General features: G+C 60.7%; 13 protein-coding genes and 2 rRNA genes. 10 read left to right on the forward strand and 5 right to left on the reverse strand.

Annotated elements, in window-relative coordinates; all coding sequences use genetic code 11:
• From ASD58_RS10390 to ASD58_RS10400, 3 genes are all read left to right on the forward strand, one after another.
• Positions 1-167: ribosomal RNA gene (locus tag ASD58_RS10390) — 23S ribosomal RNA — on the forward strand; the annotation flags it as partial.
• Positions 168-253: 86 nt separating this feature from the next.
• Positions 254-366: ribosomal RNA gene (gene rrf / locus ASD58_RS10395) — 5S ribosomal RNA — on the forward strand.
• A gap of 244 nt (positions 367-610) precedes the next feature.
• On the forward strand, positions 611-2,371 hold the full coding sequence (locus tag ASD58_RS10400) for a DUF885 domain-containing protein (protein ID WP_057261056.1): 1,761 nt from the start codon (positions 611-613) through the stop codon (positions 2,369-2,371).
• Positions 2,372-2,384: 13 nt separating this feature from the next.
• On the opposite strand, the gene ASD58_RS10405 is transcribed toward ASD58_RS10400, so the two are convergent.
• The 5 genes from ASD58_RS10405 to ASD58_RS10425 all read right to left on the reverse strand — a co-directional run bounded on the left by ASD58_RS10405 (position 2,385) and on the right by ASD58_RS10425 (position 7,628).
• Positions 2,385-2,735, reverse strand: a complete 351-nt coding sequence (locus tag ASD58_RS10405; protein WP_057261057.1) for a DUF1840 domain-containing protein — start codon at positions 2,733-2,735, stop codon at positions 2,385-2,387.
• 69 nt (positions 2,736-2,804) lie between these two features.
• Entirely contained in the window at positions 2,805-3,317 is a 513-nt protein-coding gene (locus ASD58_RS10410) for a hypothetical protein (RefSeq protein WP_057261058.1), read from the reverse strand.
• A 28-nt stretch (positions 3,318-3,345) separates the two neighbouring features.
• Complete coding sequence (locus tag ASD58_RS10415; protein ID WP_082565347.1) at positions 3,346-5,652, reverse strand: TonB-dependent receptor domain-containing protein; 2,307 nt, start codon at positions 5,650-5,652, stop codon at positions 3,346-3,348.
• Between the two features lie 139 nt (positions 5,653-5,791).
• A complete protein-coding gene (locus ASD58_RS10420; protein ID WP_057261059.1) occupies positions 5,792-7,312 on the reverse strand; it encodes a YifB family Mg chelatase-like AAA ATPase in 1,521 nt (506 codons plus the stop codon).
• 73 nt (positions 7,313-7,385) lie between these two features.
• Positions 7,386-7,628 carry an accessory factor UbiK family protein gene (locus ASD58_RS10425; protein ID WP_057261060.1) on the reverse strand — a complete coding sequence of 81 codons (243 nt, stop codon included), beginning with the start codon at positions 7,626-7,628 and terminating at the stop codon, positions 7,386-7,388.
• Positions 7,629-7,821: 193 nt separating this feature from the next.
• Here ASD58_RS10425 and ASD58_RS10430 point away from each other — a divergent pair, with 193 nt between their 5' ends.
• The 7 genes from ASD58_RS10430 (at position 7,822) to ASD58_RS10460 (ending at position 13,727) form a co-directional block, all read left to right on the forward strand.
• Positions 7,822-8,583, forward strand: a complete 762-nt coding sequence (locus tag ASD58_RS10430; RefSeq protein ID WP_057261061.1) for a TorF family putative porin — start codon at positions 7,822-7,824, stop codon at positions 8,581-8,583.
• A gap of 12 nt (positions 8,584-8,595) precedes the next feature.
• On the forward strand, positions 8,596-8,934 hold the full coding sequence (locus tag ASD58_RS10435; protein WP_028102386.1) for a P-II family nitrogen regulator: 339 nt from the start codon (positions 8,596-8,598) through the stop codon (positions 8,932-8,934).
• Positions 8,935-8,945: 11 nt separating this feature from the next.
• Complete coding sequence (locus ASD58_RS10440; RefSeq protein ID WP_057261062.1) at positions 8,946-10,505, forward strand: ammonium transporter; 1,560 nt, start codon at positions 8,946-8,948, stop codon at positions 10,503-10,505.
• A 167-nt stretch (positions 10,506-10,672) separates the two neighbouring features.
• A complete protein-coding gene (gene gshA / locus ASD58_RS10445) occupies positions 10,673-11,971 on the forward strand; it encodes a glutamate--cysteine ligase (protein WP_057261063.1) in 1,299 nt (432 codons plus the stop codon).
• A 118-nt stretch (positions 11,972-12,089) separates the two neighbouring features.
• Positions 12,090-13,040 carry a glutathione synthase gene (gene gshB / locus ASD58_RS10450; RefSeq protein WP_057261064.1) on the forward strand — a complete coding sequence of 317 codons (951 nt, stop codon included), beginning with the start codon at positions 12,090-12,092 and terminating at the stop codon, positions 13,038-13,040.
• A gap of 2 nt (positions 13,041-13,042) precedes the next feature.
• The gene (locus ASD58_RS10455) at positions 13,043-13,444 is read left to right on the forward strand and encodes a PTS sugar transporter subunit IIA (RefSeq protein ID WP_057261065.1); all 402 of its coding nucleotides are present in this window, start codon (positions 13,043-13,045) and stop codon (positions 13,442-13,444) included.
• A 13-nt stretch (positions 13,445-13,457) separates the two neighbouring features.
• Positions 13,458-13,727, forward strand: a complete 270-nt coding sequence (locus ASD58_RS10460; RefSeq protein ID WP_055928627.1) for an HPr family phosphocarrier protein — start codon at positions 13,458-13,460, stop codon at positions 13,725-13,727.
• Positions 13,728-13,735 lie beyond the last annotated feature (8 nt).

Below are 13,735 nucleotides of genomic sequence, written 5' to 3' on the forward strand. Positions count from 1 at the left end.
GATAACCGCTGAAAGCATCTAAGCGGGAAACTTGCCTTAAGATGAGATTTCCCGGAGCCTTGAGCTCCTTGAAGGGTCGTTCGAGACCAGGACGTTGATAGGTCAGGTGTGGAAGTGCAGTAATGCATTAAGCTAACTGATACTAATTGCCCGTAAGGCTTGTCCCTATAACCTTGACGGTTATKYAGCACTTRCCTGTGTTTGAGAATACACCCCCCACTTTTACTTCTTCCCGGATTGTTGACAAGTCATGCCTGATGACCATAGCAAGTCGGTCCCACCCCTTCCCATCCCGAACAGGACCGTGAAACGACTTTGCGCCGATGATAGTGCTGCAACCAGTGTGAAAGTAGGTTATCGTCAGGCTCTTATTAGAAAAGCCCGCTAGGCATATGCCAGCGGGCTTTTTGCTTTTGCGCGTNAGGGGTGGGACCGTCCCACCCCTTCCCATCCCGAACAGGACCGTGAAACGACTTTGCGCCGATGATAGTGCTGCAACCAGTGTGAAAGTAGGTTATCGTCAGGCTCTTATTAGAAAAGCCCGCTAGGCATATGCCAGCGGGCTTTTTGCTTTACACTACGGCACGCATTTCTTTATAAAGGAATAACGATGCCGATCACGAAACTCCTCAGTGGCCTTACCCTGGCCCTGCTGTCCCTTCATGTCTCTGCGGCTACCGAGCCGGCTTGGGTCACGAAGAGCAACGAGAACGCCAAGCTTTTGCTGAACCTGCAAGCCAGGTACTCGCCTGAAAGCGCGAGTAGCCTGGGCGTGGACGGTTACGATGAGCAAATCACCGACATGTCGCGCGACCTGTTTGAGGTCACTGCGAAAGACACGCGTGCCGTCATCGCCGAACTGCAAAAACGATTGAAAGCGGAGAAGGACCCTAAGGTCAAGCAAGACCTGGAAATCCTGATCGGTGCGGCAGAGGACCAGCTGCGTTCGGCTGCGGTCAACCGCAAGCACTTGCTGCCTTACCTCGATCTGACTCAACTGATGTTTGGTGTGATGCGCCAGACGCTCGATCCACGTATCCCGAAAGAGCGCCAGAAAACCCTGCTGGTGCGCATGGAGAAATACGCGGGCATTACCAAGGGCTACCGCCCGATCACTGAATTGGCCTACGAGCGCTATCTGGAACGACAGAAGGCCGACAAGAACCTGCTCGGGCCGTACAAGGGCGAAGTGGAGCAGTCGCTGAGCGCAGCGCCGTCCCTGATCAAAGGCATGAAGGACTTGCTCAGCAAGAGCGAACTGAAAGGCTGGGAGCCGGCTTTCGCGGCGATCGAAACCCAACTGACCGCATATAACGCCAAGATCAAGGACCAGATCCTGCCGAAGGCGCGCGCCGACCATCGCCTGCCGGCTGAAGTCTACTCGGACAACCTGCGCCAGTTCGGTGTAGATATCGCTCCAAAAGAATTGATTGCGAAGGCATTGACGTCGTTTGCCGAAATTCGCAACCAGATGGCCATTACTGCCGGCCTGATTGCCCAAGAGCGCAAGCTGCCGAACGCAGACTACCGCGCCGTGATGCGCGAGCTGAAGAAGCAGCAGATTCCGGCCGAACAAGTGATGCCGCTGTATGGCGAACGCTTGTCGCAGATCGAATCCGCCGTGCGTGAGAAAGGCATTGTTACGCTGCCGGACCGCAAAGCCGTGATCCGCCTGGCGAGCGAAGCCGAGAATGCGCAGCAGCCTGCACCGCACATGAGCCCACCACGCCTGATCGGCAATACCGGCGAGTATGGTGAATTCGTGCTGACCACCGGCATGCCGCCTGATGCCAGCGGCAAGAAGCTGGTGTTCGACGACTTCACCCACCAGGCCGGTAGCTGGACCCTGACCGCACACGAAGCGCGTCCAGGCCACGAGCTGCAGTTCGCGAAGATGATCGAGATGGGTGTCTCGACCGCGCGCGGCGTGTTCGCCTTTAACAGCGTGAACGTGGAAGGCTGGGCCCTGTATGCGGAAGCGGAAATGCAACCGTTTGAGCCGCTCGATGGCCAGTTGTTCGCACTGCAGGCACGCATGCAGCGTGCGGCGCGTGCCTTCCTCGATCCCATGGTGAACCTGGGTGAAATCAGCCCCGAAGGCGTGAAATCGTTCCTGATGGACGAGGTTGGCCTGTCGGAAGGCATGGCAACGCAGGAAATGCAGCGCTACACTTTCCGCGCTCCGGGCCAGGCGACTTCATATTTCTACGGCTACCAGCGCCTGATGGAAACCCGCCAGGCAGCCGAAGTGGCCTTGCGCCAGAAGTTCAACCGCAAGGCCTTTAACGACTTCGTGCTGTCCCAGGGGATGTTGCCGCCCGCGCTGCTGCGCAAGGCGGTCATGGAAGACTTCGTGCCGGCTCAGAAATAAGCCAGGGGTGGGGCTAGACGCCCCACACGATATCGTGCCCGCCCGTCTGGGCGGCACGCAGCATTTCCAAGAGGGGGAAGGCGCGCTGCGCAAAGCCTACCTTCTGGGTTTCCCCGAAATCGGCGTCGCTGTCATCGTCCGGCAACCCATGGCTGGGCATATGGGCGGCATGCTCTGAATCGACTTCCGGATGCAGTTTGCTCAGTGCAACTTCCTTCTCGAGCAGTTGCAGCGCCTGGGAAGCTTCCGCTGCCGTGATGACACCCCTGGTGGGGCTCTTCTTCAGCAGGTCCATGATGCGTTCGACGTGCTCGTGAGCCATCATGACTTCCGGCGACGAAATGGATTTAAATTTGATCAACATGGCGCGCTTCCCTTAGTTTGTTGATGTGCTAATACGATAGCACGAGTGCAGTCGCGCGCGTCGTGCTACTTAATACAATTTAAACGAACTCAAGAATGTATCAACCGTATCCGCATCAAAATGTTTCTGGTTCCCCAGAATGACGACCTGATATACGCGTTTGTCCTTCGCCAGGAAACGGCCATGCATGGCCAGCGGGGCGCCATTGGGCGCGGCGCCGCGTGCTTCCACCTCAAACGCACCGTCCTTGGTGCTTTCTTTGGTAATAGTACCGCCGATATTGCGCACCATGGCAAGCTTCATCGCTTGCACGGCCTGGGCGGCCTTGGTGGCGTCCGGAAGTTCAGCAGTGCCGACGGCGAACATGGTGCCGTCGACTTCCGCTGCGGACATGGTCATCTTCACTTCCTGGCCATCGAGGTTGACGGCGCGGGTGTAGGTGGCGGCTTTACCCGGCAACATGATGGTGTACGGGGCATCGGTGCTGCGGAAGTCGCGCCAGTCGAATTTTGGGCTGCAGGCTGCGAGTGCAGCGGCGGCGAGCAGGGCCGCGAGGGCTTGGTTCAGGGTGAGTTTCTTCATACCCGAATGTTAGCACCTCGCGAAAGGATCATTCTCCGCCGGGGCCTGGACCCATGCCGCCGCCAGGTGGCGGGCCCATGCCAGGGCCGCCAGGCCCGCGCATGCCGCCTGGCTCGCGTCCAGGGCCGCCTTCACGCCGTATGCCAGGCGAGCCGCCGAAGCGGTAGGACAGGCCGACATAGATAATGCGGCCATCAAACTCGCGCACCGAGCGCTCGCGCACGGCGTAGGTATCGGTGATGGTTGACATCTTGTTGCTGTTGAAGACGTCGGTGGCATTGACCATCAGGGCCAGTTGCTGGGTGATGGCGTGGCGCCACGTCAGGTTCAGCGTGGTGTTCGGTTCGCGGTAGCCCTGGCCGGTCAGCATCTTGCCTTGTGCTTGCACTGCGGCCTGCAGCATGTCGGTGCTGGTCGCCTGCCAGTTCAGGCGCAGGCGGCCGCTCAGCGAGGACGCGGTGCGCTGGGTCTGGTCGCCATTGGTTTCGATCACGCTCTGCTCGAAGCGCGCTACGTTGCCGCTCAGGTTCAGCGTCAGCGTTGGCAGCAGCTTGCCGGTCAGCGTGAATTCCACGCCGCCCGAGCGCGTGCTGCCGGCGTTTTCGCGGGTCGTCAACAGCACGGTGTCGCTGATGAAGTATTTGCGGTCCAGGATGGAGTCGGACTCGTCGCGGTAGTAGCCGCGCAAGTTTGTTTCGAGGCCGAACAGGCGGGTCTCGTAACCGAGTTCGAAAGAGTCGGTCTGCGCCGGCTTCAGTTTCGGATTGCCCGAGGAGACGTTCAGCTCATCGCGATAGACCACGAACGGATTCAGGTCCTGGGCATTTGGGCGGCGCAGGCGATGTGCGTAGGCGAAGCGCAGTTGCGAGTTCTCGCTCACTTTGTAAGTGGCGAAGAAGCTCGGAATCAGGTTGGTGTAGCTGTTGCCGGCCGCGACCTGGCTGGTGAGCTGGTCGATTTCCATCTCGGTGTGTTCGGCACGCAGGCCGGCCATCAGGCCCCACTGTTCGTTGATGCGCATCTGGTAGGAACCGTAGGCAGCGTAGATGGTTTCCTTCATGTCGAAGGCGTTGCTGCGCAAGGCGTTGGGTGAGCCTTCCTGCGTGACCGGGTCGATGTTGGTGTAATCGATGCTCGAATCGTTGCGGTTCTGGACGATCTTGTAGCCAAGCTTGGTCACGCCGCCGAACAGGTTTGCTTCGTAATCGCCGGTGAAGTCGATGATCTCATTCTTGTTGCGGTTCTTCTGAGCACTGTCGGCCTGGCTGCCGATTGGCGGACGTACCACATAGCTATTGCGGTAGGTGTTGTCGGAATCGTTGGTGGCGGTCGAAACGCGCAAGTCCATCTTGAAGGTTTCACCTGGCACGTCGCCCTTGTGGTCCCAGCGCGCGTTCCACGAGTAGTTCTTGCTCTCGCCTTCGCGCACGGTGCTGCGCAGGTAGTTGTCGGTGACAACGCCGTCAGGATCGGTCGACAGGTAGTTGTCGGTTGCGCGTGCATCGTTGGTGCGGTGCGAGTAGGCCACTTGCGCGCCCAGCGTATCGTTGGCGCCCAGGTTGTAGGTGACGCCGCCGTTCAGGCCGGCGTTGTCGTTCAAGCCGTTCGATCGCGATTGCTGGTCGCTGTGCGACAGGGCGCCGCTGCGCGGATCGATGCGGTCGCGCACCGTTTCGCCGACAGAGTTGCGCCCGTCATGGCGCAGGTTGATGCCGCCCTGGAAGCCCCACAGGCCCTCGTTGTAGGTGCCGGACAGCGCGCTGTTGTAGCGGCCTGCCGTGCCGTAGTTGGCATTGGCCACGCCAAAGCCGCCGGGACGGCGCGAGCGCTTCATCACCAGGTTGATGATCGGACCGCCGCCGCCTTCGTTGCCGAATTGTGCGCCGGGGTTGTTAATCACTTCCACCGACTCCAGGTCTTCGGCGGGGATCGATTGCAGCGCCGGGCCGCGGTTATCGCCTTGCAGCATGGCGGATGGCTTGCCGTCGACGTAGACCTGCACATTGCTGCTGCCGCGCAGGGTCAGCGAGCCATCCGGATCGACGTTCACGGAAGGGACGTTGTTCAGCGCGTCAGCGGCGGAGCCGTTGCTGGTCGACGCGTCGGATTTCACATCGTAGACCTGACGGTCGATGCGGTTGGTAGGGCGCTCGGCGGCTACGGTCACGCTGGCGATATTGCCGGTTTCAGGCGGGACTTCCTTCTTTACTGTTGCTGGCGCGGCGTTGGCCTTGGCTGGCTGGGAGGTCTGGGTTTGCGCCGCCGCGCTGCTGCAGCACAAAAAGATCAGGAGAGGGCCGGCGCAGTAGCGCGAGTAACGGTTTTGGGTAGTCATGGTGGCGGCAATTCTAGCGAAGAAACCGCCGCCAAAACCAGGGATTTACGCGGAATTACATTTGAAACTTAGCGTTGGTGAAGTTCGCAAAGGGCTGCTGGACGTTTTTTCTGCTTCATCAGGATCGATCGTAAATGGATCAGAGCTCGCGCAAGGCGCGGCGCAGTTGGATGGCTTCCAGGATATGCTTGGCGCCGACCTGCTTTTCGTTGGCAAGGTCGGCAATGGTCCGGGCTACCCGCAGCACACGGTGATAAGCGCGCGCCGACCACTGCAACTTGAACATCGCGTCGCGCAGCGCGACCTGGCCGCTGGCATCGGGCTTGCAGAAGCGGTCGATTTCGCGGGGCGTGAGCTGCTGGTTGGACTTGCCCTGGCGTTTGAGCTGGCGCTCGAAGGCGCTGTGCACCCGGGCGGCAATCGCATCCGATGCCTCGCCATTGGCGTCGGCCTGCAGTACCTCCGGCGGCACGGGGCCGACATCAATGTGCATGTCGATGCGGTCCAGGAGTGGTCCCGAAATGCGATTCTGGTAGCGCAGGACCTGATCGGGGGTACAGCGGCAGCTGCCGGACGGGTGGCCCAGATACCCGCACGGACAGGGGTTCATGGCGGCGATTAGCTGGAAACGGGCAGGGAAGTCGGCGTGCCGCGTGGCGCGGGCGATGGTGACGCGGCCGGATTCGAGTGGCTCGCGCAATACCTCCAGCACGCGTCGGTCGAATTCAGGGAGTTCGTCGAGGAAGAGAACGCCGCAGTGGGCGAGCGAGATTTCGCCGGGCCGTGGAACGCTGCCGCCGCCGACCAGTGCTGCGCCGGATGAAGTGTGGTGCGGTGCGCGGAAGGGGCGCACCTTCCAGCCTTCGACGGTGAAGCCGCTGATCAGGGACTGCACGGCGGCGGCTTCCAGCGCTTCGTCGTCCGTCATCAGGGGCAGCAAGCCAGCGAAGCGGGTTGCCAGCATGGTCTTGCCGGCGCCGGGCGGGCCGACCAGCAATACCGAGTGGCGCCCTGCGGCAGCGACTTCCATCGCGCGCTTGGCGAAGATCTGGCCTTTGACGTCGGCGAAATCCGGAATCGATGGCGGTAGGGGCAAGGGTTGGGCCACGTGGCGCGGCAAGGCGAAGCTGCCATCGGGATCCAGGCCGAAATGGGCGCATACCTGCAGCAGCGTGGCAGCGGGGTAGATGCGGGCGCCGGCGACCAGCGCTGCTTCGTCGGCATTCGCCATCGGCAGGATGAAGCCGCGACCAGCGCCGCCGGCGGCGCGCTGCATGGCGTAAGTCATTGCCAGGGCGCCGCGGATAGGCCGCAGGTCGCCGGTCAGCGACAATTCGCCGGCAAACTCGAATTGTTCCAGGGAAGATGAGGGGATCTGGCCGGAAGCCGCCAGAATGCCGATCGCAATCGGCAGATCGAAGCGGCCGGATTCCTTGGGCAGGTCGGCCGGGGCGAGGTTGACGGTTATGCGGTGATGCGGGAGTTCGAAACCTGCGTTGGTGATAGCGGCGCGTACCCGGTCGCGCGATTCTTTGACTTCGGTGTCGGCCAGGCCGACGATGGCGAAGGCCGGCAAGCCATTGGCGAGGTGGACTTCAACACTGACTTCCGGCGCCTGCATGCCGGCCAGGGCGCGGCTTTTGATGACTGCGATGCTCATGGTGGCCTCCCGGTCTACAACTGAACATCGTAGGCCTCGGGCGCCACCGCCTGTTTGAGCTAGCGCAAGCGGATTACTTGTCGGCCAGCTTGGCTTCCAGCTCGGCCAGGCGCGATTCCATCAGGTCCAGCTTGGCGCGGGCCTTGGCCAGCATCTGGGCCTGGATGTCGAATTCCTCGCGGGTCACCAGGTCCAGCTTGGCAAAGCCCTGGGTCATCATTGCCTTGACGTTTTTCTCAATATCCTTGGCCGGCGAGTTTTCGATGACCTGGTTGACCTTCTGTTGCAAGTCGTTGAAGAAGGCGTTCATGTCCATGTTTTTCATTCCTGATGTGTGAGTTTGTGCACCACAAAGGTGCGGCTTTGGCTTTAAATGGTGCGGAAAGCTGTTCTTATATCAATTCGCGCACGAATTTTGGCTGGCACGCAATCTGCTAATAAGCAAGAAAGCTGTTGTTTCAGATTGAATTTTAAACCGCAATAAAAGTTCACTCAAAAGGAAAATCGCCATGATTCAAAAGAGCAAGAAGCTGGGTCTCACCGCTGCAATCGCCTTGGCAATGGCAACGATGGGAACCGGCCTGGCCCAAGCGGCCGATGCCGCACCGGAGGCGAAGCCTGATAATGAGTTCAGCTATAACGCGGCCCTGACCAGCGACTACCGCTACCGTGGTATCTCGCAAACCCGCCTGAAACCGGCGCTGCAAGGCGGCGCCGACTGGGTCAACAATCCGACCGGTTTCTATGCAGGTGCCTGGGGCTCCACCATCAAGTGGATCAAGGATGGCGGCGGTGATGCTTCCGTTGAACTGGACCTGTACGGCGGCAAGCGCGGTGAGATCGCGCCTGGCGTCAGCTATGACGTCGGCTTCCTGGCTTATGTCTATCCATCCAACGACCTGCATCCAAGCGCCAATACCCGCGAACTGTACGGCCAGGTAGGCTATGGCCCGGCAACCCTCAAGTACTCGCATTCGCTGAGCAATCTGTTCGGCTTCGCAGACAGCAAGCACAGTACCTACATCGACGCTTCCGTCAACCAGGAAGTGTACGAAGGCATCGTCCTGAACCTGCACGTTGGCCGCCAGAAGGTGAAGAACAATAGCGCCTTCAGCTATACCGACTGGAAAGTCGGCGCAACCAAGGACTTCGGCGTGGCTTCCGTTGCGCTGGCCTATATCAAGACCACCAGCGACGCGTATATCGCGCCGACCAATGGCAAAAACCTGGGCAAGGGCGGCCTCGTGCTGACCGTGTCCAAAACCTTCTGAAGAGGCATTCGTATGAAAATGATTACCGCCATTATCAAGCCGTTCAAGCTCGACGAGGTGCGTGAAGCCCTGTCGGCGATCAACGTGCAAGGTATCACGGTGACCGAAGTCAAAGGCTTCGGCCGCCAGAAAGGCCATACCGAGCTGTATCGCGGCGCGGAATATGTGGTCGATTTCCTGCCAAAGACCAAGATCGAGGCGGCAGTTGACGATGCCATCGTTGACCAGGCTATCGAGGCGATCGAGAATGCCGCGCGTACCGGCAAGATTGGCGACGGCAAGATTTTCGTCTCGTCGCTGGAGCAAGTAATCCGTATCCGTACCGGCGAAACCGGCAACGAAGCACTGTAAGGGGAACCGTGATGCACAAGACCATTAAGAAATGGCTGGCGGGGGTGACTGTCCTGTTGGCCTTCAGCGCAGCACTGCCTGTGCTGGCGCAAGATGCGAAGCCGGCAGAAGCGCCGGCTGCCGCTGCAACCGCTGCCGCTTCTGCGGCTGCCCCGGCCGCTCCGGCCGCAGCTCCAGCTGATGCCGCCGCGCCCGCTGCCGCTGCTGCGGCTCCAGCCGCCCCGGCTGCTGCACCGGCCGCCCCGGTTGCACAAAAGGGCGATACCGCCTGGATGTTCGTGGCGACCCTGCTGGTGATCATGATGACTATCCCGGGCCTGGCCCTGTTCTACGGCGGCCTGGTGCGCTCGAAGAACATGCTGTCCGTGCTGCTGCAGGTGTTCTTCGTGTTCGCGCTGATCATCGTGCTGTGGTGCCTGTATGGCTATTCGCTGGCCTTCACCGAAGGTAATGCCTTCTTCGGTGGCTTCAGCCGCTCGCTGCTGGCCGGTATCTATGATCCTGCCAAAGGCGCCTTCTCGGTGGCTGCGACCTTCAGCAAAGGCGTGGTGATCCCTGAATTCATCTATGTTGCCTTCCAGGGCACCTTCGCGGCCATTACCTGCGGCCTGATCGTCGGCGCGTTTGCAGAGCGCGTGCGCTTCTCCGCTGTGCTGGCCTTCATGGTGCTGTGGTTCACCTTCAGCTACCTGCCGATCGCCCACATGGTCTGGTTCTGGACCGGCCCTGATGCGATCACCAATGCCGACACCCTGGCCAGCGAAACCGCCAAGGCCGGCTGGATCTTCCAGAAGGGCGCGCTGGACTTCGCCGGCGGCACCGTGGTGCACATCAATGCCGCTATCGCCGGCCTGGTGGGCGCGATCATGATCGGCAAGCGCGTTGGCTACGGCCGCGACTCCATGGCTCCGCACTCGCTGACCATGACCATGATCGGCGCTTCGCTGCTGTGGGTGGGCTGGTTCGGCTTCAACGCCGGCTCGGCGCTGGAAGCTGGCGACATCGCTGCACTGGCTTTCGTCAACACCCTGCTGGCAACTGCCTGCGCAACCGTATCGTGGGTGTTCGGTGAGTGGCTCTTCAAGGGCAAGCCTTCCATGCTGGGCGGCGCGTCCGGCGCGGTGGCCGGCCTGGTGGCGATCACCCCGGCTTGCGGCTTCGTCGGTCCGATGGGCGCACTGGCAATCGGCCTGTTGGCCGGCATCATCTGCCTGTGGGGCGTGAATGGCCTGAAGCGCCTGATCGGTGCCGATGACTCGCTGGACGTGTTCGGCGTGCACGGCGTGGGCGGTATCCTGGGTGCGATCCTGACGGGTGTGTTCGCTGCACCATCTTTGGGCGGCCAGGGCGTATTTGACTACGTTGCCAACAAGGCAAGTGCTGATTACTCGATCAGCGGCCAGGTGATCACCCAGGCAACTGCCGTTGGTGTCACCATCGTGTGGTCGGCAGTGGTTGCCTTCGTGGCATACAAACTGGTCGATATCGTGATCGGCCTGCGTGTGCCGGAAGAAGAAGAGCGCGAGGGCCTGGACATCACCAGCCACGGCGAATCGGCTTACCACGCTTAAAGTCCGGGTCAGGCACCCCAACAAGACATGGCTGCGCCATGTCTTGTCAGGGTGCCAGACCCCTGACGCCCCCGTTCGGGGGCTTTTTTTGTTCCAAAAGTATCTTTTAATTGGCGGTTTTGCCCCAAAATGGAGAGTCTGCAAATACCAACCCGCAAGGAAGTCACATGGTTCCCCATCTCGTCACGGCCCTGACCGGGCCGTTACTGGATCTTGAAGAAAAGATCATTGCCGCTACCCCTGCTATTGAACGGTGGTTCCGCCTCGAGTGGCAGGAGCATACGCCGCCGTTCTATGCGTCGGTAGACCTGCGCAATGCCGGCTACAAGCTGGCCCCGGTGGATACCAACCTGTTCCCGGGCGGCTTCCATTTCCTGGCCAATGAAATGCTCCCTCTTTCGGTGCAGGCGGCCATGGCGGCGATCGACAAATATTGTCCGGATGCCCGCAACCTGCTGCTGATCCCGGAAATCAAACCGCGCCACCCGACCTATTTCCAGGGCGTGGCGCGCCTGATGCAGATCTTCCGTCAGACTGGCCTCAGCGTGCGTTTTGGCACGCTGGACCCGTCCATCACCCAGCCGACGCCGCTGGCGCTGCCTGACGGCAACATGCTGGTGGTGGAGCCGCTGGTGCGCTCGCCTAACGGCCGCCGCCTTGGGCTGAAGGATTTCGACCCTTGCACCATCCTGCTGAATAACGACCTGTCGGCCGGCATCCCGGACATCCTGACCAACCTGCATGAGCAAAGCCTGTTGCCGCCTTTGCATGCCGGATGGGCAATTCGCCGCAAGTCCAACCACTTCAATGCCTATGACGAGGTGGCGAAGAAGTTCGGCAAATTGATCGGCGTCGATCCGTGGATGGTCAACCCGTTCCACGCCAAGTGCGGCGCGGTGGACCTGGCAACCGGTGAAGGGCAGGAGTGCCTGGCGTCGTCGGTCGATGCGGTTCTGGCCAAGATTCGCAAGAAGTACAAGGAATACGGCATCAAGGAGAAGCCTTTCGTCATCATCAAGCCGGATGCCGGCACTTATGGCAAGGGCATCATCACGGTTCGCGATGCGGCTGAGCTGAAAGCGTTGTCGGAAGAGCAGCGCAAGCGCATGACCGTGATCAAGGATGGCAAGGCGGTGACCGACCTGAATATCCAGGAGGGCGTGCCGACCTTCGAAAGCATCAAGGAGGCGTTTGCGGAGCCGGTGGTCTATATGATCGACCGCTATGTAGTGGGCGGCTTCTACCGCGTGCATGGCGAGAAGGGAGCGGACCAGAATTTGAACGCGCCGGGCTCGCAATTCGTGCCGCTGGCTTTCGCGCAGCAACATGCGGTGCCGGATGTGAAAGCCAAGCCGGGGACTGCGGTGCCGAATCGGTTCTATGTGTATGGCGTGGTGGCGAGGCTGGCGTTGCTGGCGGCGTCGCTCGAGATGGAGCGTACTGACCCGGATCCGGAGGTCTACTAGAACCGGTAAGCCGGTGTCAGACCCGCGGAGTCTGACACCCTATAACGCGGCGGCTGCGGCCAGACACGGATTTGCCGGTTTTCGGCTAGAATCAGTTGTTACATTTTTGGACTAATCCATGAAAATCGCCTTCCTCGCCGACCCGCTGTCCAGCTTCAAGATCTACAAGGACTCCACCTTCGCCATGATGGCCGAGGCGGCGCGCCGCGGGCATGAGGTGTATGCCTTCCAGCAGCGCCACATGGCGCTCAAGGAAGGCAAGGTCACGGCCCACGTCTCGCGCATCGAGATGACCGGCGACGCCAAAGACTGGTACCGGGCCGCGCCATCGGAAGACACCAGCCTGGCCGCTTTCGACGCGGTGATCCAGCGCAAGGACCCGCCGTTCGACATGGAATACGTCTACGGCACCTATTTGCTGCAACTGGCGGAAAAACAAGGCGCGAAAGTGTTCAACAAGCCTTCCGCCATCCGCGACCACAATGAAAAGCTGTCCATCGCCCAGTTTTCGCAATTCACCGCGCCGACCCTGGTCACCAGCGACGAAACCCGCCTGCGCGATTTCCAGGCCGAACACGGCGACGTGATCCTGAAGCCGCTGGACGGCATGGGCGGCGCCGGCATCTTCCGTGTGAAGGCCGATGGCCTGAACCTGGGCTCCATCATCGAGACCCTGACCCAGCTCGGCAGCCGTACCATCATGGCGCAGCGCTACATTCCCGACATCGTGAAGGGTGACAAGCGCATCCTGCTGATCGACGGCAAGCCGGTGCCTTACTGCCTGGCGCGCATCCCGCAAGCGGGCGAAGTGCGCGGCAACCTGGCCGCTGGCGGCACCGGCGTGGCGCAGCCGCTGTCGCAGCGCGACCGCGAAATCGCCGAGGCGCTGGGGCCGGAATTGGCTGCCCGTGGCCTGTTGCTGGTAGGATTAGACGTGATCGGCGATTACCTCACCGAGGTAAACGTCACCAGCCCGACCTGTTTCCAGGAGATCACCCAGCAGACTGGCTTCCAGGTCGCGTCCATGTTCATCGACGCGGTGGAAGCCCGGGCAGGCCAGCAAGGATAAACATGGTAGGGATTTTATTGATGACACACGCGCCGCTGGGCCAGGCTTTCCTGGCCGCCGCAGCGCATGTGTTCCGGGCCCCGGTTGAAAAACTGGAGGCAATCGACGTGCTGGCAGACCAGGACCTGAACGAAGTGCAGCAGTTGGCGCGTGAAGCCATCAAGCGCCTCGATACCGGTGCCGGCGTGCTGGTCATGACCGATATCAAAGGCGGCACGCCCGCCAATTGCTGTAACAAGCTGGCCGATGCCGGCCAGGTCGAGGTGGTCGCGGGCATCAGCCTTCCCATGCTGCTGCGCGCCATCACCTACCGTACCGATACGCTGGACGTAGTAGTGGAAATGGCCCTGGCTGGCGCGCAGAATGGCGCGGTCAAGGTCGATAATCGTATCCGAGTCAACTAAACAAAACTAAAACATGATTCAGCAAGAACTTGAAATTATCAACAAGCTCGGATTGCATGCACGTGCTTCTGCAAAATTCACCCAACTGGCAGCCAAGTTCCAAAGCGATGTCTGGCTGTCGCGTAACGGCCGCCGCATCAACGCCAAGTCCATCATGGGCGTGATGATGCTGGCTGCTGGCAAGGGCGCCAAAGTCCTGCTGGAAGCGGACGGCGCCGATGAACAGGATTGCATCAACGCCCTGGCCGCACTGGTCAACGACAAGTTCGGCGAAGGCGAGTAAATGCGGGA

This window comes from Duganella sp. Root1480D1, from assembly GCF_001427305.1.
GTDB lineage: Bacteria > Pseudomonadota > Gammaproteobacteria > Burkholderiales > Burkholderiaceae_D > Rugamonas.

What these genes read in the sequence shown, in the direction of transcription:
- ASD58_RS10400 (WP_057261056.1), top strand. Translation starts at nt 611, where the DNA reads ATGCCGATCACGAAACTCCTCAGTGGCCTTACCCTGGCCCTGCTGTCC.
- ASD58_RS10405 (WP_057261057.1), bottom strand. Translation starts at nt 2,735, where the DNA reads ATGTTGATCAAATTTAAATCCATTTCGTCGCCGGAAGTCATGATGGCT.
- ASD58_RS10410 (WP_057261058.1), bottom strand. Translation starts at nt 3,317, where the DNA reads ATGAAGAAACTCACCCTGAACCAAGCCCTCGCGGCCCTGCTCGCCGCC.
- ASD58_RS10415 (WP_082565347.1), bottom strand. Translation starts at nt 5,652, where the DNA reads ATGACTACCCAAAACCGTTACTCGCGCTACTGCGCCGGCCCTCTCCTG.
- ASD58_RS10420 (WP_057261059.1), bottom strand. Translation starts at nt 7,312, where the DNA reads ATGAGCATCGCAGTCATCAAAAGCCGCGCCCTGGCCGGCATGCAGGCG.
- ASD58_RS10425 (WP_057261060.1), bottom strand. Translation starts at nt 7,628, where the DNA reads ATGGACATGAACGCCTTCTTCAACGACTTGCAACAGAAGGTCAACCAG.
- ASD58_RS10430 (WP_057261061.1), top strand. Translation starts at nt 7,822, where the DNA reads ATGATTCAAAAGAGCAAGAAGCTGGGTCTCACCGCTGCAATCGCCTTG.
- ASD58_RS10435 (WP_028102386.1), top strand. Translation starts at nt 8,596, where the DNA reads ATGAAAATGATTACCGCCATTATCAAGCCGTTCAAGCTCGACGAGGTG.
- ASD58_RS10440 (WP_057261062.1), top strand. Translation starts at nt 8,946, where the DNA reads ATGCACAAGACCATTAAGAAATGGCTGGCGGGGGTGACTGTCCTGTTG.
- gshA (WP_057261063.1), top strand. Translation starts at nt 10,673, where the DNA reads ATGGTTCCCCATCTCGTCACGGCCCTGACCGGGCCGTTACTGGATCTT.
- gshB (WP_057261064.1), top strand. Translation starts at nt 12,090, where the DNA reads ATGAAAATCGCCTTCCTCGCCGACCCGCTGTCCAGCTTCAAGATCTAC.
- ASD58_RS10455 (WP_057261065.1), top strand. Translation starts at nt 13,043, where the DNA reads ATGGTAGGGATTTTATTGATGACACACGCGCCGCTGGGCCAGGCTTTC.
- ASD58_RS10460 (WP_055928627.1), top strand. Translation starts at nt 13,458, where the DNA reads ATGATTCAGCAAGAACTTGAAATTATCAACAAGCTCGGATTGCATGCA.